The organism is Bacteroidales bacterium, from assembly GCA_014860575.1.
Lineage (GTDB): Bacteria > Bacteroidota > Bacteroidia > Bacteroidales > JAAYJT01 > JAAYJT01.
This window is the reverse complement of record JACZJK010000011.1, coordinates 64,593-88,853: the sequence shown is the minus strand read 5'-3', so window position 1 is coordinate 88,853 and position 24,261 is coordinate 64,593. Positions and strand designations below refer to the sequence as shown.

At 45.0% G+C, this 24,261-nt stretch carries 23 protein-coding genes; 12 read left to right on the top strand and 11 right to left on the bottom strand.

The genetic code is table 11. The features are described 5' to 3' along the window. Positions 1-6: 6 nt before the first annotated feature. The 10 genes from IH597_02315 to IH597_02270 form a co-directional block, all read right to left on the bottom strand. A complete protein-coding gene (locus IH597_02315) occupies positions 7-564 on the bottom strand; it encodes a DUF4040 domain-containing protein (protein ID MBE0661277.1) in 558 nt (185 codons plus the stop codon). A gap of 9 nt (positions 565-573) precedes the next feature. After that, on the bottom strand, positions 574-2,436 hold the full coding sequence (locus IH597_02310) for a hypothetical protein (GenBank protein ID MBE0661276.1): 1,863 nt from the start codon (positions 2,434-2,436) through the stop codon (positions 574-576). A gap of 4 nt (positions 2,437-2,440) precedes the next feature. Beyond that, on the bottom strand, positions 2,441-3,631 hold the full coding sequence (locus IH597_02305; protein MBE0661275.1) for a nickel-dependent hydrogenase large subunit: 1,191 nt from the start codon (positions 3,629-3,631) through the stop codon (positions 2,441-2,443). Continuing rightward, on the bottom strand, positions 3,625-4,077 hold the full coding sequence (locus tag IH597_02300; GenBank protein MBE0661274.1) for an NADH-quinone oxidoreductase subunit C: 453 nt from the start codon (positions 4,075-4,077) through the stop codon (positions 3,625-3,627). The genes IH597_02305 and IH597_02300 overlap by 7 nt, the downstream gene beginning before the upstream one ends. Positions 4,078-4,086: 9 nt before the next feature. Beyond that, positions 4,087-4,500, bottom strand: a complete 414-nt coding sequence (nuoB, locus tag IH597_02295; protein MBE0661273.1) for an NADH-quinone oxidoreductase subunit NuoB — start codon at positions 4,498-4,500, stop codon at positions 4,087-4,089. A gap of 12 nt (positions 4,501-4,512) precedes the next feature. Then, entirely contained in the window at positions 4,513-5,439 is a 927-nt protein-coding gene (locus IH597_02290; GenBank protein MBE0661272.1) for an NADH-quinone oxidoreductase subunit H, read from the bottom strand. Next, positions 5,440-5,919, bottom strand: coding sequence for a 4Fe-4S dicluster domain-containing protein (locus IH597_02285; protein MBE0661271.1), 480 nt, complete (start codon positions 5,917-5,919; stop codon positions 5,440-5,442). It abuts the gene before it with no gap. An 18-nt stretch (positions 5,920-5,937) separates the two neighbouring features. Further along, positions 5,938-6,672, bottom strand: a complete 735-nt coding sequence (locus IH597_02280; GenBank protein ID MBE0661270.1) for an FAD/NAD(P)-binding protein — start codon at positions 6,670-6,672, stop codon at positions 5,938-5,940. A gap of 101 nt (positions 6,673-6,773) precedes the next feature. Further along, positions 6,774-7,802, bottom strand: coding sequence for a 4Fe-4S dicluster domain-containing protein (locus tag IH597_02275; protein ID MBE0661269.1), 1,029 nt, complete (start codon positions 7,800-7,802; stop codon positions 6,774-6,776). 118 nt (positions 7,803-7,920) lie between these two features. After that, the gene (locus IH597_02270) at positions 7,921-8,619 is read right to left on the bottom strand and encodes a Crp/Fnr family transcriptional regulator (GenBank protein ID MBE0661268.1); all 699 of its coding nucleotides are present in this window, start codon (positions 8,617-8,619) and stop codon (positions 7,921-7,923) included. Between the two features lie 195 nt (positions 8,620-8,814). Between IH597_02270 and hypF the strand changes: the two genes are divergently transcribed. The 6 genes from hypF (at position 8,815) to hypB (ending at position 14,965) form a co-directional block, all read left to right on the top strand. Continuing rightward, entirely contained in the window at positions 8,815-11,100 is a 2,286-nt protein-coding gene (gene hypF / locus IH597_02265) for a carbamoyltransferase HypF (GenBank protein ID MBE0661267.1), read from the top strand. Beyond that, positions 11,091-11,303, top strand: a complete 213-nt coding sequence (locus IH597_02260; GenBank protein ID MBE0661266.1) for a HypC/HybG/HupF family hydrogenase formation chaperone — start codon at positions 11,091-11,093, stop codon at positions 11,301-11,303. The genes hypF and IH597_02260 overlap by 10 nt, the downstream gene beginning before the upstream one ends. 206 nt (positions 11,304-11,509) lie before the next feature. Then, the gene (gene hypD / locus IH597_02255; GenBank protein ID MBE0661265.1) at positions 11,510-12,592 is read left to right on the top strand and encodes a hydrogenase formation protein HypD; all 1,083 of its coding nucleotides are present in this window, start codon (positions 11,510-11,512) and stop codon (positions 12,590-12,592) included. Continuing rightward, on the top strand, positions 12,579-13,598 hold the full coding sequence (hypE, locus tag IH597_02250; GenBank protein MBE0661264.1) for a hydrogenase expression/formation protein HypE: 1,020 nt from the start codon (positions 12,579-12,581) through the stop codon (positions 13,596-13,598). Before hypD ends, hypE begins: the two co-directional genes overlap by 14 nt. Positions 13,599-13,610: 12 nt before the next feature. Further along, complete coding sequence (hypA, locus tag IH597_02245) at positions 13,611-13,952, top strand: hydrogenase maturation nickel metallochaperone HypA (protein MBE0661263.1); 342 nt, start codon at positions 13,611-13,613, stop codon at positions 13,950-13,952. A gap of 200 nt (positions 13,953-14,152) precedes the next feature. Then, entirely contained in the window at positions 14,153-14,965 is an 813-nt protein-coding gene (gene hypB, locus IH597_02240; GenBank protein ID MBE0661262.1) for a hydrogenase nickel incorporation protein HypB, read from the top strand. 80 nt (positions 14,966-15,045) lie between these two features. Here hypB and IH597_02235 read toward each other — a convergent pair whose 3' ends face one another. After that, complete coding sequence (locus IH597_02235) at positions 15,046-15,759, bottom strand: sulfite exporter TauE/SafE family protein (GenBank protein MBE0661261.1); 714 nt, start codon at positions 15,757-15,759, stop codon at positions 15,046-15,048. A 330-nt stretch (positions 15,760-16,089) separates the two neighbouring features. Between IH597_02235 and nuoE the strand changes: the two genes are divergently transcribed. The 6 genes from nuoE (at position 16,090) to IH597_02205 (ending at position 24,212) form a co-directional block, all read left to right on the top strand. Then, entirely contained in the window at positions 16,090-16,560 is a 471-nt protein-coding gene (nuoE, locus tag IH597_02230) for an NADH-quinone oxidoreductase subunit NuoE (GenBank protein ID MBE0661260.1), read from the top strand. Further along, complete coding sequence (locus tag IH597_02225) at positions 16,557-18,503, top strand: 4Fe-4S binding protein (GenBank protein MBE0661259.1); 1,947 nt, start codon at positions 16,557-16,559, stop codon at positions 18,501-18,503. Before nuoE ends, IH597_02225 begins: the two co-directional genes overlap by 4 nt. Positions 18,504-18,527: 24 nt before the next feature. Then, the gene (locus tag IH597_02220) at positions 18,528-20,249 is read left to right on the top strand and encodes a (2Fe-2S)-binding protein (protein ID MBE0661258.1); all 1,722 of its coding nucleotides are present in this window, start codon (positions 18,528-18,530) and stop codon (positions 20,247-20,249) included. A 79-nt stretch (positions 20,250-20,328) separates the two neighbouring features. Then, entirely contained in the window at positions 20,329-22,326 is a 1,998-nt protein-coding gene (locus IH597_02215; GenBank protein MBE0661257.1) for a 4Fe-4S dicluster domain-containing protein, read from the top strand. Positions 22,327-22,397: 71 nt separating this feature from the next. Beyond that, on the top strand, positions 22,398-22,784 hold the full coding sequence (locus IH597_02210; protein MBE0661256.1) for a response regulator: 387 nt from the start codon (positions 22,398-22,400) through the stop codon (positions 22,782-22,784). Between the two features lie 309 nt (positions 22,785-23,093). Continuing rightward, positions 23,094-24,212 (top strand): hybrid sensor histidine kinase/response regulator, encoded by a 1,119-nt coding sequence (locus tag IH597_02205; protein ID MBE0661255.1) that lies wholly within the window; start codon positions 23,094-23,096, stop codon positions 24,210-24,212. Positions 24,213-24,261 lie beyond the last annotated feature (49 nt).

Sequence of the window (24,261 nt, the reverse complement as noted above, 5' to 3'; positions counted from 1 at the left end):
TGCATGCTATTTCCTCCCCTTTATTCGCAAAATTGTTAAGATGCCAACCACTGCCGATATTAAAATTGTGGCTTCGCCAAGCGTGTCATAACCCCTGAAATCGAAAAGAATACCCGTTACAAGGTTGGCACTTCCGGTAAGTTCGGCACCCTGCTCCACATACACCTGCGACATGCGCATTTCATGCACGCCAAAAGCATCCAGTCCAGCCGTTGACAGAATGAAATAGTAAACCAGGCCAATTCCGAGAAGCGTGGCTCCGGAAATATAAATCAACTGGTGCAGATTTACATACCTGACGCCTTCTAACTTAATGGTGGCACCTTCCTGCAGGTCTTCTTTACTGCTGTTACGGATCACTGCAATCATGATTATCAGTGTAATGATTTCAACCACAATCTGCACAATTGCCAGGTCAGGTGCTTTCAGGAATAGAAAAATGATTACGAGGCCAAAGCCCACGATACCGTAGGATACAATGGCCGAAAGCAGGTCGCTGGCATGCAGGGTGTAAATGGATCCGGCAATCATAAGAATAAGTAAAACGCTTATAATATATTCCATGGCTATGCTTTAAATAAAAATTATCATCATTATAAGTAATCCTGCGATGATCCAAATAGCATACACGGGAAGTATTCCGGTATGCAGTGAACTCAGTCCCTTGCTGAATCCCAGCACAATGCTTTTTGAAATATCATAAATGTCGAACCATTTTTTTCCGGCCTTGCGGTACATCCATGCAAAGAACCCGGCCTGGCTAATGGTTTTGTAATATTCAAGTGCGGGAAATCCCGTGTCTTTTATAGCCTTTTCCCCCAGGATAAAATTGTCTTCAACGCGTACTTTGTGGATATTGCCGATCCAATAGATCAACCAGCCCAGCACAATGGAAATCAACACCAGCAATCCCAGGTAGGATGACTGGAAAAGCCCAAAGTATTCAAAATCACCGGTAATGGGCATGATCAGTTTAGGTATGACCCATGAAGTGGCAAACACACCGAAGGCAATGCAGAGCAAGGCTAAGAAAATCTGTGGCGCCCATAACACGGGCGATACCTTATGCAGGCTCATATAGGTTTCCTTAATACGACCCCAGAAAATCCCGCTGATAAACTTGATAAAACTGGCCAGCGTTAGCGCTGAGCCAAACACTGCCAATCCCAGCCACACCATCCACAATTGGTTGGCTACGCCGGGTTGTGTTCCGAACTCAACAATACCCTGATAGATCAGCCATTTTGATGCGAACCCGTTCAGCGGCGGTATGCCTGAGATGGAAAGTGCGAATATTAAAGCTGCAAAAAAAGTAAAAGGCATAGCCCGCGAAAGCCCGCCCAGGTCTTCGATGTTTTCCTTGCCGGTCATGCGATCAACAGCGCCGGCACTCAGGAATAAACCGCTTTTATAAAGGGCATGGTTGATCATGTGGAACAAACCACCAGCAATTCCAAGCGGAGTTCCCAGGGCAAGCCCCATAACCATATAACCTACCTGCGAAACGGCATGATATCCTAAAAGACGTTTGTAATTATGCTGAATCAATGCCATCAGCACAGCAATAATGATGGTCAGCACACCAATAATGACAAGTGTGAGTGTGAGCCATTGGTTCAACACAAACATATCGTTGCAGATGCGGGCCAGGAAATATATGCCCAGCAACTTATCCAGCGATGCCGGCAAATAAGCCGATGAACTCGCCGGCGCATGTTGTGCATAATCCGGAACCCAGGTATGGAATGGGAAAGCGCCTGCTTTGGTAAACGCGCCGATGAGTAGGCACAAAAATGCCACAATCTGCAAAACATTCATGGTAGGAACGCTGATGGTGGAAATCTGCATGGCATAGTTCATTTTCCAAAGCAGGGCAATGCCAAGTATCATGATCCCGTCGGATGCGCCGATCATGATAAATGTTTTTTTGGCAGTAGATGCAGCAGCGTCAGTATTTCCTTTGATAAGCATGTAAAGCGTATAGCCCAGCACACCCCAGAAAAAGACAAAGATCAGCAGATTGTCGGCCATGATGGCGCCGGCAGCGCTGCCTATAGTGATCAGAAAATGAGGATAGTATTGCCTCGGCATCTTGCGAACCGAGATATAAACAACGGAATAGATCAGGATCAGCAGTGCAAAAAGGCTGGAAAACAATACCACCAGGCGGCTTAATCCATCCAGGTGCAGGGTCATAAAATTGGATGAAACTCTCAGCAGGTTGTATATGGTTGGGTGATCGCGGAAATATCCTTGCCCCAATCCAAATCGGAACAGCTGATTCTCCATACCAAATACCACAAAGGCACAATAAAGCACAACAATTGCCACCAGCACTGAAACGATGGACTTGAACCGTATGAATTTTTCCGGCACAAAAAATAGCACAATGCCAGCAAAAATCGGTAACAGTATGATTAAATGCAACTCGTTCATGGGTTTATAGTTTGCGTTTCAATTCTTCGGTGCGTTTCTGCGAAAGCCTTATCAGATCGTTTCCATCCATGATTCTCTTTTTACTGTAAGCATCGTAGGCAAAGGCCATGCGCTCAGTGCAGCAATAGCATGGGTCAACAGCAGCCAGCGCCAGTGTAGCATCAGAAATGTTTTGACCAATGCAGGACTTTTTAAACGTGGCAATGTTTACATAACTCGGTGCGCGTATTTTATGGCGAACCGGGGAGTTCGAACCATCGGATTTCACAAAGTGAAATACTTCACCGCGTGGCGCTTCGGCTCGACCACATCCCTCACCATCAGGAATATTTTTTACTTTGGCGCTAATATCACCTTCAGGTAGTTTTTCCATCGCGGTCAATGATTGCTCAATAATTTTAATGGATTCGTACATTTCAAGGAACCTGACAGCAGCTTTGGCAAATACATCACCTTCTTCGGCGGTAATCACTTTCCAGTCGAGCATGCCATAGGCGGCATAAGGATCATCTTTGCGAATATCAATCGCCAGACCCGATGCACGTGCAGTAGGCCCAACGGCACAAAAATCAATAATATCCTGTTTTGTCAATATTCCAACGCCCTTGGTTCTTGCATGAATGACCGGGTCGTCAAGCACAGCACCGAGCAACAGATCAACCTTGGGTTTCAAACCAGCCAACACTTTGCGGATGGCGGGGAATTTATCGTTGGGAATATCGCGCCTTACCCCGCCAATCTTAAACATGGCGTAAGAGTTGCGGTTGCCGGTGATCATTTCGAAAAGGTCAAGTACGGGTTCACGGTATTTCCATGTCCACATAAAAACGGTGTTGTAGCCAATAAAATGGCCGGCCAGCCCTACCCAAAGCAGATGGCTGTGCAGGCGTTCCAACTCGCCGATGATGCAGCGGATATAATTGGCACGGTCGGGAACTTTTACATGCGATAACTCTTCCATGGCGTTGGCATAGGCAAAAGGATGTGAAGTGGAGCAAATGCCGCAAATGCGTTCCACCACAAAGAAAACCTGTTCAAAAGTCTTGCTTTCGTTGATCTTTTCAATGCCGCGGTGGTTGTAGCCTGTTTCCCAGTCAATGTCCACAACGGTTTCGCCATCGCAGTAAAGCTTGAACAATTCAGGCTCTTCCTGCAGCGGGTGATAGGGTCCGACCGGTATGACTGTTTTCATAATTGCTTCTGTTTTACAGTTTTCTTAGCGTAGGGGAAAGCCTTGTCTTCCCAGTTACCATTTGAGATCAATGGAACCAGGTTGGGGTGGTTCAGGAATTTGATGCCAAAAAGTTCATGCATTTCCCTTTCGATCCAATCGGCTGCTACGAACAGTGGAACCAATGATTCTATTTCCGGCTTTTCTTTAGGCAGGAATACCTTGAGGTTCAGCATTAAGCCGCTGTCATCTTTACTGAAATGATACACGATCTCGAATTTATCGCTATTGTCCATGGCCGAGGCAATGATGAACCTTGCACGGTGCTCCTTAAAAAGGTAAGTAGCCAGTTTAGGGAGCCCTTCTTTTTTCACCTGAAGCGTTACACGGTTCTTGAACCTGATATACACTTGTTGTATATCGTTCTTGAACTTGAATTTCAGTAGTTCTATGAGTTCCTGGTTATCCATGGTTGTCGTTTAGTTTTTATTTAAAAAGTTCACAATTCCGGCCAGGATGGCTTCGGGTTTTGGCGGACAGCCCGGGATGTAAACATCTACCGGAATGATCTTATCCACAGGCCCGGCAAAGGTGTTTCCTTCGGCGAAGATGCCGCCGGTGCAACCACAAGCGCCGATTGCTACAACTACAATGGGTTTGGGTGCTTGTTTGTAAATTTCTAGCAGTCGGCTGCGACATTTGGCGTTAATGCTGCCGTTTACGAGCAGCACATCGGCGTGGCGCACACTACCTACCAGCACCATCCCAAAACGCTCCACATCGTAGCGGGGTGTGAGGCAGTCGAGAATTTCGATGTCACAATTGTTGCAGGATGCTCCACCAAAATGGAACAACCATAACGATTTCTTAAAACAATGTTCTTTAAATCCCACGTGTATAGAGTTTTAAAGTCCTAAATAATGTAACACAATAGCCGCAATCACTAGCAAATTCATCCAGACAAAGAAAAACCGCATCGCCTGTTTAATAGTCAGCCGCGGATTAGTATTTCTGACAAGCGTTACCAGCAACACAACCAGCAAAATCTTCAGCACGGCCCAGAGGATGCCCCAACCTTCCAGGTTAAAACCACCGAGTAACAGCACTGCTGCGAGGACCGGCAACACAAGGATTAAAAAATATTTCGAGAGTTTGATAAAAGCCAGTGGCGGACCGGAATACTCTATCAGGAAGCCGGATGCAATTTCTGTTTCGGCTTCGGCGGCATCAAAAGGTACGAAACCCAGTTTGGCCTGTATACACATGAGTAGTGCAATGAATAAAAGTACACCTGAAATACTGCCAATAAATGCTCCGTCGCTTTGCTGTGCAGCCATGATGCCGGCAATATCAATCGCAAAATCAGATTTGAGGATGATGGCTGCAATTATTAGCAGGAAACTCAGCTCATAAGCGATGATCAACTTCATTTCACGTGACGCGCCCAGCGAAGCCAGCGGGTTGCCGCTTGCCATCGCACCCATAATATAAGTAAGCGATGGTATGGCCAGTACATAAAAGATCACAATAAGATCGCCCCGGAATCCGCCCGAAACGCCGAATGCGGGCAATACGATCAGCAAACCGGCTATGGCTGCCCCGGCAGCGGAAAAGATGGGCGCTGAAAGAAAAGTCATCCGGCTGGCATTGCGCGGCAGTATGGTTTCCTTGCTCATCAGCTTCACAAAATCATAGAGCGGTTGCAGCATCGGCGGCCCTTTGCGGAATTGCACCCAGGCTGTAATCTTGCGGTCGAACCAGGATAAAAAACCACCGGCAACCAGCAGGAAAAGCAGGCCGGGGAAGAGGAGTATGTGTAAGAGGTTTGTCATTTACTTGAGTTTTTCCCATGCATATTCTTTTACCACTACCTTGTCGTTGAGTTCGAAAATATATTTTGATTCGTCGGGTTCCTGTTCTGTTAATGTGAGTGCGTGTTTGGGGCAGGTTTCCATGCACCTTAGCGAAGAGGCCATCTCGTCAAAATTGCATAGGTCGCATTTGGGCGCTTTGAAATCGAAAAATTGGGTCATCAGCGTGCCAAACGGACAAATGGCCACACACGACTTGCAGGCTATGCAGAGGTTCAGCGCTCTTTCTATTATCCCTTCTTTGTTGCGCTCCAGCGCTTCGGCAGGGCAAACCTCTATGCAAGGCGCATCCTGGCAACGGCGGCAGGTGAACTGAAACGAGGCCGTTTCAAGAAGGCTTTTCAGTCCCCGGTTCACAGGATGGTGATCATACACACATTCCACAGTGCATTCTTCGCACTCCCTGCACTTGGTCATATCTATGAAAAGCTTCTTTGCCATGAAACTCATTTTTTAATGTTACCAGATATCCGGCTGGTCTTTTATTTCGTCGTAGGTGAAAACTGGCCCGTCTTTGCACACAAAGTACTCGCCCATCATGCAGTGCCCGCATTTGCCCAGGCCGCACGACATATTTTTCTCCATCGAAAGGTAAATATCTTTTTCCGAGAAGCCCATGTCGAGCAATTTGAAGGTTCCATGCTTCATCATCACCGGCGGACCGCAAACCACTGCAATAGCGTTCGGAATATCCACCTTTACTTTATCCAACAATACTGTTGCAACCCCGACGCTTTCGTCCCAATCATCCGTTGTTTCGTCAACCGTGCGATATGCTTCGAAATTATCAATGCTGTTGAGGTAGCTGAAAAGCGGCTTGTAAATGCAATCCTGTGGACTTTTTGAACCGTAAGCCAAGATCACTTTTTTGATCTTATCCTTGTATTCAATCAATGTGTAAAGCAGTGAGCGTATGGGAGCAAGGCCACAACCGCCGCCCAGTATTAGTACCTCCTTGCCGAAAAATTCTTCCACAGGATAACCTCGCCCGAAAGGCCCGCGTACACCAAGCACCTCACCCACGGGCAACTCGTGCATGAGGCCGGTAACGTAGCCGGCTTTCATAATGGTGACTTCAAAGCGGTCTTTTACAAAAGGTGAAGAAGATGGGGTGAATGGCGCCTCTCCGATTCCGTCCAGTGTTAGTTCTATAAACTCCCCCGTTTTGAACGAGAATTCAGTTTCAGGCACCATGACAAGGGTCTTGATGAGCGGCGATTCCTCGATGACTTTCTCGAGCCGGGCCTTGAATGGTTTGTATATGTTATTGTTTGCTGACAACTTATTTATATTAATTACCTGGTGATCTCAATAAAAAGTTCGTTTTTGTTGATCCTGCCGATGCAGGCCTCAATACAGCGCCCGCAACCCGTGCATGCTAACGCATCAAATTTCTCCGGCCTGAACACATATTTACAGAAATAGCGGTTGCTGAACCTGATGTGATGCTGGCGGTGCGGGTCTTCGCCGCCGGCCACACGCTGGAAACCGGGATACTGGCAGGCATCCATTTGTTTCACTTTTTCGAACCCGGGCCTGTCAATCAGCAGAAAGCATGTGCAGGTAGGACAGATGGTGGCGCAGGCGCCGCAGGAAACGCAGGTTTTGGCGTATTTCTCCCAGATTTCTTCACCGGCATTTTTAACAGCGCTGGTGGTTTCCTGGTAATTGGGAAGTTGCTTGTTGGCCTTGTCAATGGCTGATTTAACCTCACGGCGCTTTTGAAGCAATGTTTCTGGCAAACTATTTCCGGCAGCCTGGAATTCGGCAACACCTTTAATGCTTTCCAGTAACCTCTCTCCCTTTTCTGTGTGAACCTCGAGCAGTACTTTGCCATCAATAACGCTTATAAGGATGTCCTGGTTTTTTTCCGGAACCGGATTGATCCCATAGCTTGTGCAGTGGCAATGTTCCAGCGAGGAATGGCAATCGGTTCCGATGAGGATCAACTTTTCACGGCGCAACTTATAGTAAGGGTCAATAAGATCGGAGTTCAGGTAGAATTTGTCAAGCAGGTCGAGCGCCCAGAGGTCGCAGGCAGGAGTGCCGATCACCACCAGGGGTCGAACGATATCGGGTTCGAGTACTACATTTTCCTTTACGGGCAAGAGAAAAAGCTTGAGGGGTGAAACCGGCTTGGGTTCATTATAAACGATGGAGCGAATTTTTTCAACGGTGATGGGTTCATAATCCATGCTGCCCCAGCGTTTCACAGGGGCATATACGGTGTGGGAACCAAGCATGGCGCCGATGGCTTTTTGCCATGCTTCGGCGGTAAGCTCGTAATGTTTTACCAGTACTTCCGGTTCGGGCAGGTTGTTCATAGGCTGCATTCAAAACGATGCGGCAATAATAAAATGGGCAGCCTGGGGAGACAATGATAATGGTCATGATAAAAAATGATTTTTATCAGGTTTTGGGTAGGGAAACACCCCGACGAGTTTATTGATAAAGCTTTGCCATCCTTTGCAAGCCCTTTTTATCCAGAATAAAAATTTTCCGCCCTTTTACTGCCACCATTTTTTCTTCTTTGAATTCGCTGAGTAATCTGATTACGGTTTCGTTGGCGGTTCCTACCATGTTGGCAAGGTCTTCGCGGGTAAGACTGATGATGGTGTTGGGGCAGCCATCGCTGTGGAAAACGTCATTGAGGGTGAGTAATGCTTCAGCCAGGCGCTCCCGCACAGGTTTTTGAGCCATGGAGGTGATTTTCTGCTCGGCTTCTTCCAGCAGTTTGCTGAGTGTTATCATAATACGGGTGGAAATTTCCGGGTAGCGGATGGTAGTCTGAAAGAACTTTCTTTTGTTTACAAAGCATACTATTGAATCATCAATTGTGGTTGCTGAGTTGGCATAATTCCGCCCGGAAATCAGGGACCGCAAACCAAGCAAATCACCTGCCTGCGCAATTCTGACAATTTGTTCCTTGCCCTCAATCCCCAGCTTGCTGATTTTGATCCTGCCCGAGTGAATGCAGTAAATACCCAGTGGCCGCTTGCCTTCGTAAAAAATCACCTGTCCTTTTTTATAGAAATAGCAGGTTTTTTTATGCCACAGGTCTCTAAGATCGCAAGGGTCCAGACTGTTAAAATATGAACCTTTGTGAACCGGACAATCCTGACATTTGATATCTACTAACATGGCAGTACGGTTTGGCGTACGAAAAGCCCCGTTAAAGAAATGTTTCAGCGAACCAGGAGTTTGAAAATGAGTTTGGCCAGGTAGCAGGAATGAAAAAGTGGCGAAATATACGAATAATTTTAGTTTGTGCTATCTTTGGGTGATTTTGTTAAGAACCGATTACTGAAACCGGCTTATAAAAATTACAAAACCAAAATGAACCACCCTCCCACAACAACCCCCGCCTCCCTCATCACAGTTAAAGGCCTTGTTCAGGGTGTAGGGTTCCGTCCTTATGTTTACCGGCTTGCAACACGAATGGGATTTCACGGGTGGGTAGAGAACCGTACCGACGGCGTGTTGATTCTTTTACAGGAAAATGGAGTGTCTGTTCAGAAGTTTTTGGAAGCGCTTATAAACGAAGCGCCTGCCGCTTCCGATATTGAATCTGTTTCGGTTGAGCCGGTTTCGTGCGAACCTAAGCAAAGTTTTGAGATCACTAAAAGCAGGGAAACATCATTAGGAATTACCGAGATCAGCCCTGATATTGCCCTTTGTGAGGATTGCCTGAGGGATATGAAAACACAAGCTCACCGCATCGCCTATCCCCTGATTAACTGCACCCATTGCGGCCCCAGGTTTTCAATTATTAAAGATTTACCTTACGATCGCCCCAAGACCACCATGTCTCCTTTTGCAATGTGCAAGTTTTGTGAGTCAGAGTACAGGAACATTCTTGATCGCCGCTTTCATGCCCAGCCAGTGGCTTGTAACCATTGCGGACCGGTTTACCGGATTGCTGAAACCGGCAAGCCACCCAGAAATATTAATATCAGTGAGTTATTATTGGAGGCGAAATCTTTAATCGCAGGCGGTGAAATCATTGCGTTAAAAGGAACCGGCGGTTATCAGCTTATCTGCGATGCCATGAATGAGAATGCAGTGAATCAAATCAGGGTTCGCAAGAAAAGAGATGGAAAGCCACTGGCAGTTATGTTCAGTGATCTGGCTGTGCTAAAAAAATATGCCTATATTGGAGAAACTGAGAAAAACCTGTTGGGATCCTGGCAAAGGCCGATTGTTCTTTTGCGCTCAAAAAAGAAGTTATCAGCTGCTATAAATAATGGGCTCGACACTATTGGCGCTATTTTACCTTATATGCCTATCCACTTCCTGCTTTTTGAAGTGCTGCAAACCCCGGCCATTGTGTTTACCAGTGGAAATATTTCGGATGAACCCGTTGTGATTGATGATTCAGAAGCCAAACATCAATTAACTTCCATCACCAATACTTTTGTAACCTACAATCGTGATATATACAACCGGGTGGATGATTCGCTTGTGAAAGTGATCAGCGATAGGCCTGTAATGATAAGACGTTCGCGCGGTTTTGTTCCGAAACCGGTTAAATTGAATCTTGATGCTGAAGGGATTCTGGCCGTTGGTGCAGAGCTGAAAAACACGTTTTGCATTGGCAAAGGCAATCAGGCCATCATGAGTCAGCATATAGGCGACCTGAAAAACATGGAAACCTATGCGTTTTTTACAGAAAGTATCAAGCGGTTCAAGCGCCTTTTCCGGTTCGAACCAACCCTGGTTGCTGCAGACCTGCATCCCGATTATTTATCCACGCAGTTTGCCGGATCACTTAGCCTGCCCGTAGTACATGTGCAGCATCATCATGCACATATTGCGTCCTGCATGGCAGAGCATCAGCTTGATGAGCCTGTTATCGGTCTCAGCTTCGATGGAACAGGTTTGGGTGTTGATGGCAACATCTGGGGCAGTGAAGTAATGATTGCTGACCTTGTTCAGTACAAACGTTTTTCTCATATGGCCTACATACCTTTACCAGGCGGTGATAAAGCCATTGAGGAACCCTGGCGCATTGCACTGGCTTTGCTTTACCAGGCTTTCGGAAAGGACTGTATTGCTTACGCCGGGAAATTATTTCCTTCGGTTCCGCTTTTGCAATTTAAATTGATTTCAGAGGCTTTGCAAAAAAACATAAACATTGCATATTCATGCGGACTCGGACGGCTCTTTGATGCGGTGGCAGCCCTCACAGGGCTATGTATTTCGCCTGCTTTCGAAGCCGAAGGCCCCATGCGGCTTGAGGCGCTGGCTGATAAAAAAATTAAAGCATCTTATGCTGCAACTATCAGGGAAGGGATATGGCAACTTGAACCCTTGGTTCAGGAATTAATGAAAGACCTTGAAAACAAAAAAGACATTGGCTTTATTTCCGCTAAATTGCACAATGCAGTCGCTGGGTTGGCGATCCAGAGTGTGATAGCTGCAAGTAAAAAATCGGGAATTAGAAAAGTGGTGCTTTCAGGCGGCTCATTCCAGAACAAAATTCTTGCAGAAAAAATTATCAAGTCGTTGGGAATAAAAAACTTTAGTACTTTTATGCATTCGCAGGTGCCGCCCAATGATGGTGGAATTTCACTCGGTCAACTGGCGGTGGCCGCAAAAAGGAGGATGATGTTATGTGTTTAAGTGTTCCCGGAAAAGTAATTTCCATTGAAAACGAAACTGCCCTGGTAGATGTGGGCGGAACAAGCATCAGCGTTGGAATTCAGTTGCTCGAAGAAGTCAGTTTGGGCGATTATGTGTTGATCCATTCGGGTTTTGCCTTGCAACTAATCAGCGAGGAGGATGCACTGGCGCAGTTGGAGTTGGTCAGAGCGATGAAGGGGTGAGGTCGGGAGTCCGAAGTCGGAAGACCGAAGTCGGGAGTTGGTAAACGGTAATCGGTGATCAGTGATCGGTTTTCAGTATTCAGTAATCAGAGAATATACATCCTCATTTGGAACGTTGAACTTGGAACGTCGAACTTGGCACCTGGAACGCCGAACTCTAAAACAACTACAACCATTATAACAATTATAACAACAAACCCCTTCCCGTGAAATTCATCAACGACTTCCGTGATCGTGAACTTTGTGAAACTCTACTGGAGCGGATTCATAAGGAAGCTGTTCGCGAAATCACCATCATGGAAGTTTGTGGTGGCCATACCATGGCTTTGCACCGATTTGGAATTCCGGCGCTATTGCCCAACACCATCACGCTGCTTTCCGGCCCTGGTTGCCCGGTTTGCGTCACAGGCCGGGGCTTTATTGATCATGCTATTGGACTGTCAATGCGCGACCAAACGATGGTTTGTACTTACGGTGATCTGATAAGGGTGCCGGGTTCTGAATCCACCCTGGAAAAAGCACAGGCGGATGGAGCTAATGTCAGGATTGTTTATTCGCCGCTGCAATGCATAGAAATGGCAGCACAAGATCCGGAAACAAACCATGTTTTTTTAGGAATTGGTTTTGAAACCACAGCCCCGGCCAGCGCTGTTGCATTGCAGAAAGCAAACGAACTGGGGTTAAAAAATTTCTTTTTATACAGCGCCCACAAAATCATGCCTCCGGCCATGGCCGCTATTATCCATGAGGGCGTTAAGGTAGATGCCTATCTTTGTCCAGGTCACGTAAGCACCATATCAGGAACAAAAATGTACGAACCCCTTGTTGACCAATTCGGTGTGGGTTGTGTTGTTTCAGGGTTCGAACCACTTGATTTACTGCAGTCCATCCTGATGCTGGTTCAGCAGCAGGAAAATAAAAATGCAGCGGTTGAAATTCAATATACCCGAGCAGTGAAGTCCCAAGGAAATGTGAAAGCACAACAAATACTGAATCAGGTGTTTGAGCCATGTGATGCATGGTGGCGAGGCCTAGGTATTCTTGCAAATAGCGGGTTAAAACCATCAGCAAACTATAAAGGCTTTGATGCATCTGTGGTTTATGGCCTGAGCACAAATGAACCTGCTGATCCGACTGGCTGCCGCTGCGGCGATGTACTCAAAGGCTTACTAAAACCAACGGAATGCAAGCTTTTTAGAAAAACATGTACACCGGCTAACCCAATAGGTGCCTGTATGGTCTCCGCCGAAGGCGCCTGTCAAAGCTTTTTCAGGTATGCAAACTCATGAAAAAATATTATTGGGACATGGCAGCGGTGGAAAACTGATGCATGAGCTGATTGAAAAAGTGTTCCTGAAGCACTTCAATGATCCGGTGCTTTTAGCCCAGGCTGATTCTGCTGTTATGCCAGTCGTTGAAGGCAGGCTTGCTTTTACCACCGATGCTTACGTGGTGCAACCGCTGTTTTTTGCCGGAGGAAACATTGGCAAAATTGCAGTTTGCGGAACGATCAACGATCTTGTTGCTGCCGGCGCTCAACCCCTTTATCTGAGCGTTGCATTTATCATTGAGGAAGGCCTTGAATTCAGCGTGCTTGAAGAGATCGTGCAAACAATGGCCGAAACTGCCAGGTACGCCAGTGTGAGAATTGTTTGCGGCGATACCAAGGTGGTGGGGAGGGGGCAATGTGACAAATTGTTTATCACCACGTCAGGCATAGGGCGGGTTCGAAAAGAACACGAAGATATTGGTTCAGGCAAACACATTCAGCCTGGCGATCATATCATCATCAGCGGAACCCTCGGTGATCATGGCATGGCTGTTCTGGCTGCGCGCAACCAGCTTGGATTTACATCTGATCTGCAATCCGATTGCGCACCACTTAACCTGATGATTCAGCCATTGCTGGATGCCGGCCTGCCAATACATTTCATGCGCGATCCTACCCGCGGGGGTTTTGCTTCAGTGCTGGCAGAAATAGCTGAAAACAAACTTTTCGGAATTGAAATTGATGAAACTATGATCCCCGTTTCCGAACCTGTCCGAGGCATGTGCGAAGTTTATGGATTCGACCCGCTGTATATTGCAAATGAGGGAAAAATCCTGCTTGTAATTCCCCCAAAGGCAACGGATGAGGTTTTGGAATTATTACAAAAATCAGGGCATGGTAAACATGCTGCAATGATCGGTAGAATTGTAGAGGATTACCAGGGAAAGGTAGTAATGAAAACCAATATCGGAGGTAGGAGAATTATTAGTATGTTGGCCGGTGAACAATTGCCAAGGATTTGTTAAATTTACATCCTAATGCACGAACTCTCGGTCGCCACCGGAATTTTTGAAATTGCTGAGAAGACGCTTCTGCAGAATGGAATGAAGAAAATTCATGCTATTCACATTGTCATCGGTGAGTTAACCTGTGTTGACGTAAGTGCATTGCGTTTTTCGCTTGAGTCGGCAGGTAAAGGCTCATCAATTGAAGGTGCGGAAATCGTTATCCATAAGCAAAAAGCAGTTGCTGAATGTCAAATATGTAAAAAGGAGTTTGAACCGATAGGCTTTGTTGCAGAGTGCCCGAAATGCAAAGGTTTTGAAACAAAAATCCTGAAAGGCAGGGAGTTGTTTGTGAAATCAATTGAGGCGGAGTAGAGCCGGAAGTCCGAAGTCAGAAGTCGGAAGTCGGAAGATGGAAATCGGTAATCAGTAATCGGTAGTTGGTATTCAGACTTAGCTTTTGGAAATGGTCTTCAGTATTCGGACTCCGGACTTCTGACCTTATATTCTAAATAGAAGTAATAAGCCTTCAAATTAGCAAAGATCACTCAATAATCACCCAAAACCCCACCACCATGTGCGATACCTGCGGATGCGGAAACCCATCGGAAACCCGGATAATAAAGCCCGGGCAACATCATCATAACCATGTACATGATCACAATCACGAGCATGGGCATGATCATGAACACAATCATGATCACTCTCATGATCACCACCATGAACATGTACGAAGAGAAGTGATCGTGGAACAGGAAATACTAAGCAAAAACCAGCTTCATGCCGAGAGAAATCGCGGTTACTGCAAAGCAAAAGACATTACCGTCCTAAATCTGGTAAGTTCACCCGGTTCGGGAAAAACCACTCTGGTTGAGGAGATCATCAAACAGCTTGGCAAAGATGCCGCCATTTACGTGATCGAAGGCGACCAGCAAAGTACGCTTGATGCCGACCGCATCGCAAAACTGGACGTTCCGGTTTTACAGATAAATACCGGCAGCAGTTGCCACCTCGAGGCTGAAACTGTCGGCCAGGCTGTGAAACAACTTAATCCTAAAGATGGTGCATTGCTCATTATTGAAAATGTTGGCAATCTAATGTGTCCCTCGCTGTTTGATTTAGGTGAAAATTACCGGATCGTTTTATTAAGCACCGCTGAAGGAGAGGACAAACCATTGAAATACCCAAACATGTTTGACACTTCCCATCTGTGTCTTATTACTAAAACAGATCTGCTTCCTTACACCGGATTCGATATGGAGAAAACCAAAAAAAATGCTTTGCTCATCAATCCCCGCATCAAAATATTCGAACTTTCAGCAAAAACAGGTGATGGTTTGGAGCCTTTTATTGACTGGCTGAGGAATTCGGTGACCGGTAATCGGTAATTAGTAATCAGTAATCGGTGATCGGTGGTCAGTAATCAGTTATCAGAAATCCGAAATCGAAAATCGTCAATCCGAAATTCTCAGAGTCCCAGAAACTGCATCGCCAAGCCACTTACCAACAGGGTGAAGCCTGCAATGGCATGCACATATTTTTCAAGGAATACGGTTCTGATGGGTTTTAATCCGGCATAAGCAAATGCTACAATGGTTGTCATGGTTCCAATTGTGGCCGCAGCAAAAACAAGGCTTACTGCCCAGATTCCGGTTGTGCTTTGCATTGCAGCAGGATACATAAGCAGCGGAATCAGAGGCTCGCAGGGGCCTAGCACAAAAATAATGAAAAGAACCCAGGGGGTAATGGATTTCTGTTTTTCGTTCTCGTGGACGTGGGCGTGCCCCTCATAATGTGTATGGTCGTGAGTGTGAATGGTTCCATCTTCGTGGATATGCTTGTGCGTGTGTGACTTGTTGTGCCATGCCCTTCGCAGACCCCAGACCATATAAACCAATCCAAAAGCGATCAGCACCCAAATGGCAATATCACCCCGAAATCCTTCAATAAATTCCAATCTGGTCAGCACTATGCCTGCTGCAATACCGATAAATCCCAGGATCACTGAGCCGGCTACATGGCCGATTCCGCATAGTACCGTTACCAGCATTGTTTTTCGAAATGTCCATTTGCCGGCTTTTGCCATAACAATGAAAGGAAGGTAATGATCGGGTCCGATAAGTGTATGGATGAACCCAATGGACGCGGCTGTTATTAGTAATAGCTGGAGTTCGGGTGTGATCATCGTAAAAATGGGTTAAGTTTCAGGCAGCTAATAACCAAATTCATTAGGTTGAAAAAAATGATTTTTATCAGGTTTTATACGCTTATTAATATGCCCTGATCAAATCATTGACAGATATGATAGATTTTAGGTCATGATTAATTAATCGAATCCGGAATATTCAGGATTATTTAAAACTTTAACAGATTAATTACGGAGCTGTTATTAACTTAACACTGTTAATCAAATAACAAATGATTATCTTTGTCGGCAATTTATTTGCGAAATAAATTAATATTTAAAATTACAACCGGGATTTGATACTCTGATCCAATAATTACACTTTCGATGATAGCGGAAATAGACACAATAATTGAGAAATTTTCTGGTTCCCAACGTGATAACCTTATCCCTATCCTGGAATGCATACAGGAAGAGCAAGGCTATATTTCGGAAGAAGCTATCATCAAGGTCAGCCGCTTCCTGAAGCTGCCGGCGAGTAAAATCTACGGTGTTGCCACTTTTTATGACTATTTCCATTTCGAACCCCGGGCAAAATTCCATATCAAAATATGTAATGGTACAGCTTGCCATGTACTGGGTACCGGAAGTGTACTTGAGGAACTTGAAAACGAACTTAAGATCAGCAACGGACAGATAACACGCGACGGGCTCTTTAGCCTTGAAGTGGTTAGCTGCATTGGTGCCTGCGGTTCAGCGCCGGTGTTAATGATCAACGACAAGTATTTCACCAACCTTTTAGGCAATGACATGAAGCAAATAATTGAAGATTGTAAAAAGAAAATCAAGGAAGCATGAACTCATCAAATTCAGCATCCAAAGAGTGGTTGATACAACGTTTACTACTTGATCCAAATCCCTGGTTCAACGCTGAGGAATCCGAGTTGCTTGCTTTGTTACGTGGTGAGAAGGTAAACAAGCCTACAATATACGTTGGAACGGGAAGTTGCGGTGTGGTTGCAGGTGCGCTTGCCACACGCGATGCAATCAGGCAATTCTTAAACGATCATAATATTGATGCCGAAATTATTGAGGTAGGCTGTATCGGACTTTGCAGCGCCGAACCAATAGTAGATGTACAATTACCTGGCCGCCCGCGAATCTCATTTACCAACGTAGAAGTTCCACAAGTTGAATCAATATTTTCTGACATCTTTCATCATATCATTCCCGGTATAAACATTCTCGGCCAATATCGCGATAGGCTTAAAGAGCCTTGGGTCAACGAAGCATTTATTGATGAACATCCATTTTTTCATAATCAGTTAAGGTTGATCCTCAAAAATTGTGGTTTGATAAATCCTGAAAGCATTGCCAGTTACATTGCCGCTGATGGCTATAAATCGTTTGTTAAAGCAATCACCAATTATACTCCAGAAAAAGTATGCGAAGTTGTTGATAAAAGCGGATTACGTGGGCGTGGCGGCAAGGGCTTTCCGGCAGGTAAAAAATGGAAGATAGCCCGCGAACATAGCAGCGATCAGAAATACCTAATTTGCAATGCCGACGAAAGCGATCCGGGAGCATTCATGGATCGTGCCATCCTTGAGGGTGACCCACATCTCATTATTGAAGGGATAGCAATTGCGGCTTATGCCATTGGTGCCACCAAAGCTTATATTCACATCCGAAAAGAATATGACCTGGCCATGCGCCGGATGACTATCGCATTAAATGAGGCCCGTGATTATGGTTTGCTCGGCAACAATATTTTAGGAAGTGGTGTGAACCTCAACATTATCATTCGGAGTGGTGCAGGGGCATTTGTCTGCGGTGAGGAAACTGCGTTGATCAGCAGCCTGGAAGGTAAGCGCGCAATGCCGCATCACAAACCTCCTTATCCGGCTCAATCGGGCTTATTTGGTAAGCCAACTGTAGTAAACAATGTTGAAACCCTGGCCAATATACCTGTAATTATCAACAAAGGGCCACTATGGTATGCTGAAATTGGCACAGCTTCAAGCAAAGGAACCAAAGTATTTGCAATTTCGGGTAAGGTTGCTAATACAGGCCTGATAGAGGTTGCTATGGGAACCAATCTAAAAAAGATAGTTTTTGAAATTGCAGGTGGAATAGCCAACGGCAAAGCCTTCAAAGCATTGCACCTGGGAGGGCCATCTGGCAACAGCCTTCCGGAGAGTATGCTCAACATGTTGGTTGATTTCGATGAAATGGAAAAACAAGGCGTGATGATGGGCAGTGGGGGCATGGTGGTGTTGGACGAAGACACTTGCATGATTGACACAGCCAGGTATTTTATCGGATTCATGCAGAAAGAAAGCTGTGGGAAATGCATCCCTTGCCGCGAAGGTACACGCAGGATGAACGAAATAATGGAGATTATAACCCGTCGTCCGTTAAAAGAGTCTGGGCATGAAACACTTGGTCGCTTCAAGGGCGTTATGCAACTTGAGGGTCTTGCAGAAGTTATCAAAACTACATCGCTTTGTGGCTTGGGGAAAACGGCGCCAAATCCTTTGCTTAGCACACTCAAATGGTTCAGAGACGAGTATGAGGAACATATTTTCGATCGCAAATGCCGCGCTAATGTTTGCCACGATTTGCGGACATTCTACATTGACGTAGATAAATGTACCGGTTGCACTGCCTGCGAAAGCAAGTGTCCGGTAAATGCAATTTATGGTTCTCCACGAAATCCATATTTCATTATTGACGAAAAATGCACCGGCTGCGGCATCTGCTATGATGTGTGCAAGTTCAGCGCAATTTTCGTGAGATAAGCACCTGAAAAATATGAAACCATGATTTTCGATATAGAAGTCAACAATAAAAGCCTAAAGGCAAAACAAGGCGAAACCATTTTGCAAGCCCTATCGCGAAATGGCATCAAGGTGCCTACGCTATGCTTCATGGAGGGCTTCACACCTACAGGTGCCTGCCGCATGTGCGTGGTTGAAGTGGAAGGCATGGCCGATCTTGCCCCAGCGTGTTCCCATCCGGTTGAGGAGTGGATGAAAATCAGAACCCACTCTCCAAAGGTTATCAAAGCGCGCAAAACCATTGTGGAATTATTGCTATCAAATCATCCTGACGATTGCCTGTATTGCATACGAAATGGTAATTGCGAGCTCCAGAAACTTGCCGAAGAACTTGATGTGCGGGAACGCCGTTTTACCGGAAAGAAGAACAAATTCAATACCGATCCTTCCAGTTCCAGTATCGTGCGTGATCCTGAAAAATGCATTTTGTGTGGACGTTGTGTGAGGGTTTGTGAAGAAATTATTGGTGTTTCGACCCTTGATTTTATTCGTCGTGGAAACCAAACTTTTATTGCAACAGCCATTGACCGGCCCCTGAATTTGTCGAACTGTATTGCCTGCGGGCAATGCCTGATGGTATGTCCGACAGGCGCACTATTTGAAAAGACACATTTCCCGGAGCTTCAGGAATCGCTTCACAATTCTAAACTCCATGTACTAATTCATTACTCACCAACCGTATCTGTTACGCTTGCTGAAGAATTTGGCCTCAAACCCGGAAAAGACATCAATGGACTACTCAATGCAGCGCTAAGAAAAATTGGTTTTCAAAAAGTGTTTGACACATCGTTTGCTGCCGACCTTAATACCATTGAAGCGGTGGACGAATTCATAAAAAGAATTGAAGCCGGCGAAAATCTACCGATGTTTTCAAGCTGCTGCCCTTCGTGGGTGAAATATATTGAGCAATATAACCCGGGGATGTTGAACCACATTTCGTCATGTAAATCGCCACAGCAAATGATGGGTGCAATGATTAAGAGTCATTATGCTCAAAGTAAAGGTATTGCACCTGAAAATATTTATTCGGTTTCAGTAATGCCGTGCACAGCCAAAAAGTTTGAAGCCCAACGCGATGAAATGACTCATAAAGGAATTACGGATGTGGATGCAGTGCTTACAACCCGCGAACTTGCAAAACTGATTCGCCTTAATGGTATTGATATTTATCATAACGAGCCTGAACTTCCTGACATGCCGATGGGAACCAGAAGTTCGGCGGGGAAGTTATATGGCGCAAGTGGTGGAGTTACAGAATCGTTTATCCGAACCTTGCATTTCAGGATCACAGGAAAAGATATGCCAAATTTCAAATTACCTGAAGCAAGGCAGGGAAAAGGACGGAAAGAGTTTAAAATGAAAATCGGAGCGAAGGAATTTGGGTTCGCAATTATAAGTGGTATGGCCAACGTAAAGGAACTGATGGCTGAAATAGAGACCGGCAAAAATGATGTTCATTTCGTGGAAGTTATGGCATGCCCTGGCGGCTGTGTGAATGGGGGAGGACAGCCAATACCTGCTGATCCTGCTTCGGTAAAAGCCCGGGCAAAAGCTTTGTATGATATTGACGAAAAAGATTCAATTAAAGCCGCTCATAAAAACCCTATGGTTGCTGATCTATATCATGCTTTCCTCAATGAACCCGGATGTGAAATTTGTAAATCTCTGCTTCATACAGCATATCGCAAAAGGGAGGTGCTTTTATAAGTTCAAATTCCAAATGCCAAATTCAAAATTCCAAGAAATCCCTAAATCTGAAATCGCAAATCGCAAATCGTAAATAAAATTGGCTAAGCAAACCAAAATAGTATATACCATCAAGGAGCGGTGCAGGGTGTGTTACACCTGTGTTAGGGAATGCCCTGCAAAAGCTATTAAAATCATCAATGGCCAGGCCGAAGTATTGGACGAGCGCTGCATCACCTGCGGCAATTGTATAAAGGTGTGCAGCCAGGATGCAAAGGTTTTCAGGATTGATACCGGCGATGTGCTTGAAATAATTGAAAATAACGAACAGGTAATCGCCATGGTTGCTCCAAGTTTCCCGGCTGAGTTTGAAAATATTGATTATAAAGTCCTGGCAGGCATGATACGACAGCTTGGATTCAGCCAGGTTGTGGAAGTATCGTTTGGTGCCGACCTTATAGCGCTGCAATACAAAAAGCTTCTGCATGACACTGAAAACCAATCCAAAATTTCAAGTGATTGCCCTGCAATAGTAACCTTTATTGAGTACTATCATCCGAACCTGGTTCCATACCTCGCTCCGATTGTATCTCCTATGGTTGCCATGGGAAGGGTCTTACGAAAGAAATTTGGCAATCAAATCAAGGTTGTATTCATTGGCCCCTGCATTGCAAAAAAAGACGAATCTTCTGAGATTGATGTTGCTATCACATTCAGGGAATTAAGAGAATTGTTCGAACTCAAAGGCATTAATCCCGAAAATACTGTTCCCTGCGATTTCGATCCGCCTCACAGCGGGAAAGGTGCAGTGTTTCCGATTAGCCGGGGTTTGCTTCAAACCATGGAAATGGAAGAAGACATACTTGAAGGCAATATAATCGTAGCCGAGGGCCGCAGCGCATTTCAGGAAGCGATAAAGGAATTTGAAAGTGGATATATCAAAGACAACCACCTGGAATTGCTTTGCTGCGAGGGCTGTATCATGGGCCCGGGTATGTCGCCTTATCCTTATTTTGCTTCTAACGCCCGCCGCTATCAAAAGCGCAGCAATGTAAGTAAATACGCTGCTGTAAAACTTGAAAACCTTGATAAGGAACAATGGAAAAAGGATATAGAAGAATATTCGAAACTTGATTTCAGCAGAACCTTTACACCATCCGACCGCAGCATGCTACGCCCTTCATGGAAAGAGATTGAATCAGTATTGCAGCACATGGGCAAGTTTTCCGAAAAAGATTACCTCGATTGTGCTGCTTGCGGCTATGAATCCTGCGTTGACCATGCTGTGGCCATCATCAATGGTTTGGCTGAGAATGAAATGTGCCTGCCATTTACGATTGAGAAACTCCATAACTACATACGGGAACTGAATATATCAAACGAAAAATTAGACAATGCCCAGGAAGCCCTGAAACAATCAGAAAAACTTGCAAGTTTAGGGCAGTTGTCTGCCGGAATTGCCCATGAATTGAATAACCCGCTTGGTGTGATCACAATGTACAGCAACATCCTGAAGGATGAAATGCATGACAATAAAATTATTCAGGATGATTTGCAATTGATAGTTGACCAGGCTGACCGCTGTAAGAAGATCGTTGGCGGATTGCTGAATTTTGCCCGTAAGAACCAGGTGAATTTCACTGAATTGGATTTGAATAAACTAATCCAGCATAGTGTTTCTTCAGTAATTATACCATCCAATGTTAACGTGGAAATTAAATTCCTAAAAGATGATCCTATGGCAATGGCCGACAGGGATCAGATGACCCAGGTTTTTTCGAACCTGATTAAAAATTCGATTGATGCTATGCCTGACGGTGGAAATCTTTCAATAGAAATGCAGTCAAAAGGCAGTGATGTGATTTTCAATATTATTGACACTGGCACTGGAATATCAAAAGATAATTTGGGTAAGTTGTTTACACCGTTTTTTACAACCAAGCCAATCGGAAAAGGAACTGGTTTGGGGCTTGCTATAATTTATGGAATTGTGAAAATGCATAAAGGCGATGTAACCGTGAGCTCAAATGCCGATCCGAATGCAGGGCCAACCGGAACAACTTTTAAAATACGATTACCAAGACACCGCATAGAATGAAAATATTAGGGCCGCGATGCATCGTAGAGACGCGATGCATCACGTCTCTACCAAAGAATAAATATACGACGATGAAAAAAATTATCCTGATAGTTGACGACGACATGGACTATCTGTATCAGATGGAGCTTAAGGTTAAAGGATTCGGATTTGAGGTGGTAACAGCCGAAGGACAACAAGAGGCTGAACGCATCATTGAAACCTTCAAGCCTGACCTGGCCATTTTGGATCTGATGATGGAGAATGAGGACAGTGGTTTCATCCTGGCCTACAAAATGAAGCGAAAATACCCTGAAGTGCCGATCATTATTGCTACAGCGGTGACAGCGGAAACTGGAATGACTTTCGACGTTCGCTCCGAGGGCGACCGCCAATGGATTAAAGCCGATCTTTTCCTCGATAAAGGCATACGGGCCGATCAGTTGCACAGGGAGATTAATAAGTTGTTGAAGATATAATGTGATGCAGAGATGCAGTGATACAGTGGTTGATTAGTCAATTGGTTAATTGGTCGATTGGTTGGAGTAGTGGAGTAATGGAGTAATGTAAAGGTGGAGAGGTTAATTGGTTAATTGGTTTGTGTATAGGAGTAGTTGAGTGTTGAAAATAAGTTTGCGAAGAGCAATTCCCCCTTGGTGAAGGGGGTTAGGGGGATTGATTTATTGGTCTTTTGAATTTTGATCTTTGAATTTTGGACTTTGAACTTGGATCTTGGGACTTGGATATTGAGACTTGGAACTTTGAACTTCGGACTTAAATAAGGGCAAATGGCTATACTGAAAGTACTTGTAATTGATGATGAACCCGGAATTCGTTCAGGCATAATGCGTATCCTGAGGGATTTCAAGGTTGATTTTCCATTCATGGATGAGCCAATAGAATATGAGTTGCTCGAAGCAAGTTCAGGTGAAGAAGGTATTGAGATTATTAAGAAAATGAAACCTGATATCATACTTCTTGATAACAAACTTCCTGGAATACAGGGCATTGAGGTATTGGAATGGATTAAAAAATATAATATTGATACGCTGGTCGTCATGATCACTTCTTATGCTTCGCTCGAATTAGCTGTAAAAGCTACGCGGGATGGCGCTCATGATTTCATACCAAAACCATTTACTCCACAGGAACTCCGCGCCTCAATTGAAAATATCAGCAAGCATCTTTTCCTGAAAAGGATGACCCGGCAAATGAAAAAGGAGGGAAAACAGATCAGGTTCCAGTTCCTTTCGGTTCTTTCTCATGAGCTCAAAACCCCGCTCAATGCAATTGAAGGCTACCTTCTGCTTATGCAGGAAAAGCAACTTGGCACCGACCTGAATGCCTATGATGAAATGCTCGAACGCTCACTTGAAAGAATCAAGGGAATGCGCAACCTGATCATGGACATGCTCGATCTGACCAAACTGGAATCGGGCAAGGGGGTCCAGAAAAAAGAAATGGTGGTTCTCAATGATATTGCCCGCAATGCCATTGACATTATGCGACCCTATGCAATACAGAAAGATGTGGATGTTTATCTGAATGCTTCACAAAGAATTAGTTACCTGGCCGATCCCGACGAGATGGATATAATTTTCAATAACCTTATCTCAAATGCCGTAAAGTATAATGTGCAGGGAGGGCGCGTGGATTGCATCATCAGGCAAAACACCGATGAGATTGAAATTTCAGTGAGCGACACCGGCATTGGAATGAAAGCAGAAGAGGTCAATAATATTTTTCAGGATTTTTATCGCATCAAGAACCCGAAAACCAGGAAAATCTCTGGCAGCGGACTGGGACTGTCCATTCTGAAGAAAATTGTTGAACTCTATGAGGGGACTGTTGAAGTGAGCACTATACTTGACAAAGGCAGTGTGTTTACTGTTAAGTTGAAGAAATAGAATGATTTTAGACGTACGATTTACGAATTTTGAATCTTGAATTTTGAAT

Excerpts from the sequence above, each read along its gene's own strand:
- hypF (MBE0661267.1), top strand. The coding sequence starts at position 8,815 with ATGAACCACCCTCCCACAACAACCCCCGCCTCCCTCATCACAGTTAAA.
- IH597_02205 (MBE0661255.1), top strand. The coding sequence starts at position 23,094 with ATGGCTATACTGAAAGTACTTGTAATTGATGATGAACCCGGAATTCGT.
- IH597_02315 (MBE0661277.1), bottom strand. The coding sequence starts at position 564 with ATGGAATATATTATAAGCGTTTTACTTATTCTTATGATTGCCGGATCC.
- IH597_02270 (MBE0661268.1), bottom strand. The coding sequence starts at position 8,619 with ATGTTAGTAGATATCAAATGTCAGGATTGTCCGGTTCACAAAGGTTCA.
- IH597_02300 (MBE0661274.1), bottom strand. The coding sequence starts at position 4,077 with ATGGATAACCAGGAACTCATAGAACTACTGAAATTCAAGTTCAAGAAC.
- hypE (MBE0661264.1), top strand. The coding sequence starts at position 12,579 with ATGCAAACTCATGAAAAAATATTATTGGGACATGGCAGCGGTGGAAAA.
- hypA (MBE0661263.1), top strand. The coding sequence starts at position 13,611 with ATGCACGAACTCTCGGTCGCCACCGGAATTTTTGAAATTGCTGAGAAG.
- IH597_02210 (MBE0661256.1), top strand. The coding sequence starts at position 22,398 with ATGAAAAAAATTATCCTGATAGTTGACGACGACATGGACTATCTGTAT.
- IH597_02280 (MBE0661270.1), bottom strand. The coding sequence starts at position 6,672 with ATGGTGCCTGAAACTGAATTCTCGTTCAAAACGGGGGAGTTTATAGAA.
- hypB (MBE0661262.1), top strand. The coding sequence starts at position 14,153 with ATGTGCGATACCTGCGGATGCGGAAACCCATCGGAAACCCGGATAATA.
- IH597_02310 (MBE0661276.1), bottom strand. The coding sequence starts at position 2,436 with ATGAACGAGTTGCATTTAATCATACTGTTACCGATTTTTGCTGGCATT.
- nuoE (MBE0661260.1), top strand. The coding sequence starts at position 16,090 with ATGATAGCGGAAATAGACACAATAATTGAGAAATTTTCTGGTTCCCAA.
- IH597_02225 (MBE0661259.1), top strand. The coding sequence starts at position 16,557 with ATGAACTCATCAAATTCAGCATCCAAAGAGTGGTTGATACAACGTTTA.
- IH597_02275 (MBE0661269.1), bottom strand. The coding sequence starts at position 7,802 with ATGAACAACCTGCCCGAACCGGAAGTACTGGTAAAACATTACGAGCTT.
- IH597_02290 (MBE0661272.1), bottom strand. The coding sequence starts at position 5,439 with ATGACAAACCTCTTACACATACTCCTCTTCCCCGGCCTGCTTTTCCTG.
- IH597_02285 (MBE0661271.1), bottom strand. The coding sequence starts at position 5,919 with ATGGCAAAGAAGCTTTTCATAGATATGACCAAGTGCAGGGAGTGCGAA.
- IH597_02260 (MBE0661266.1), top strand. The coding sequence starts at position 11,091 with ATGTGTTTAAGTGTTCCCGGAAAAGTAATTTCCATTGAAAACGAAACT.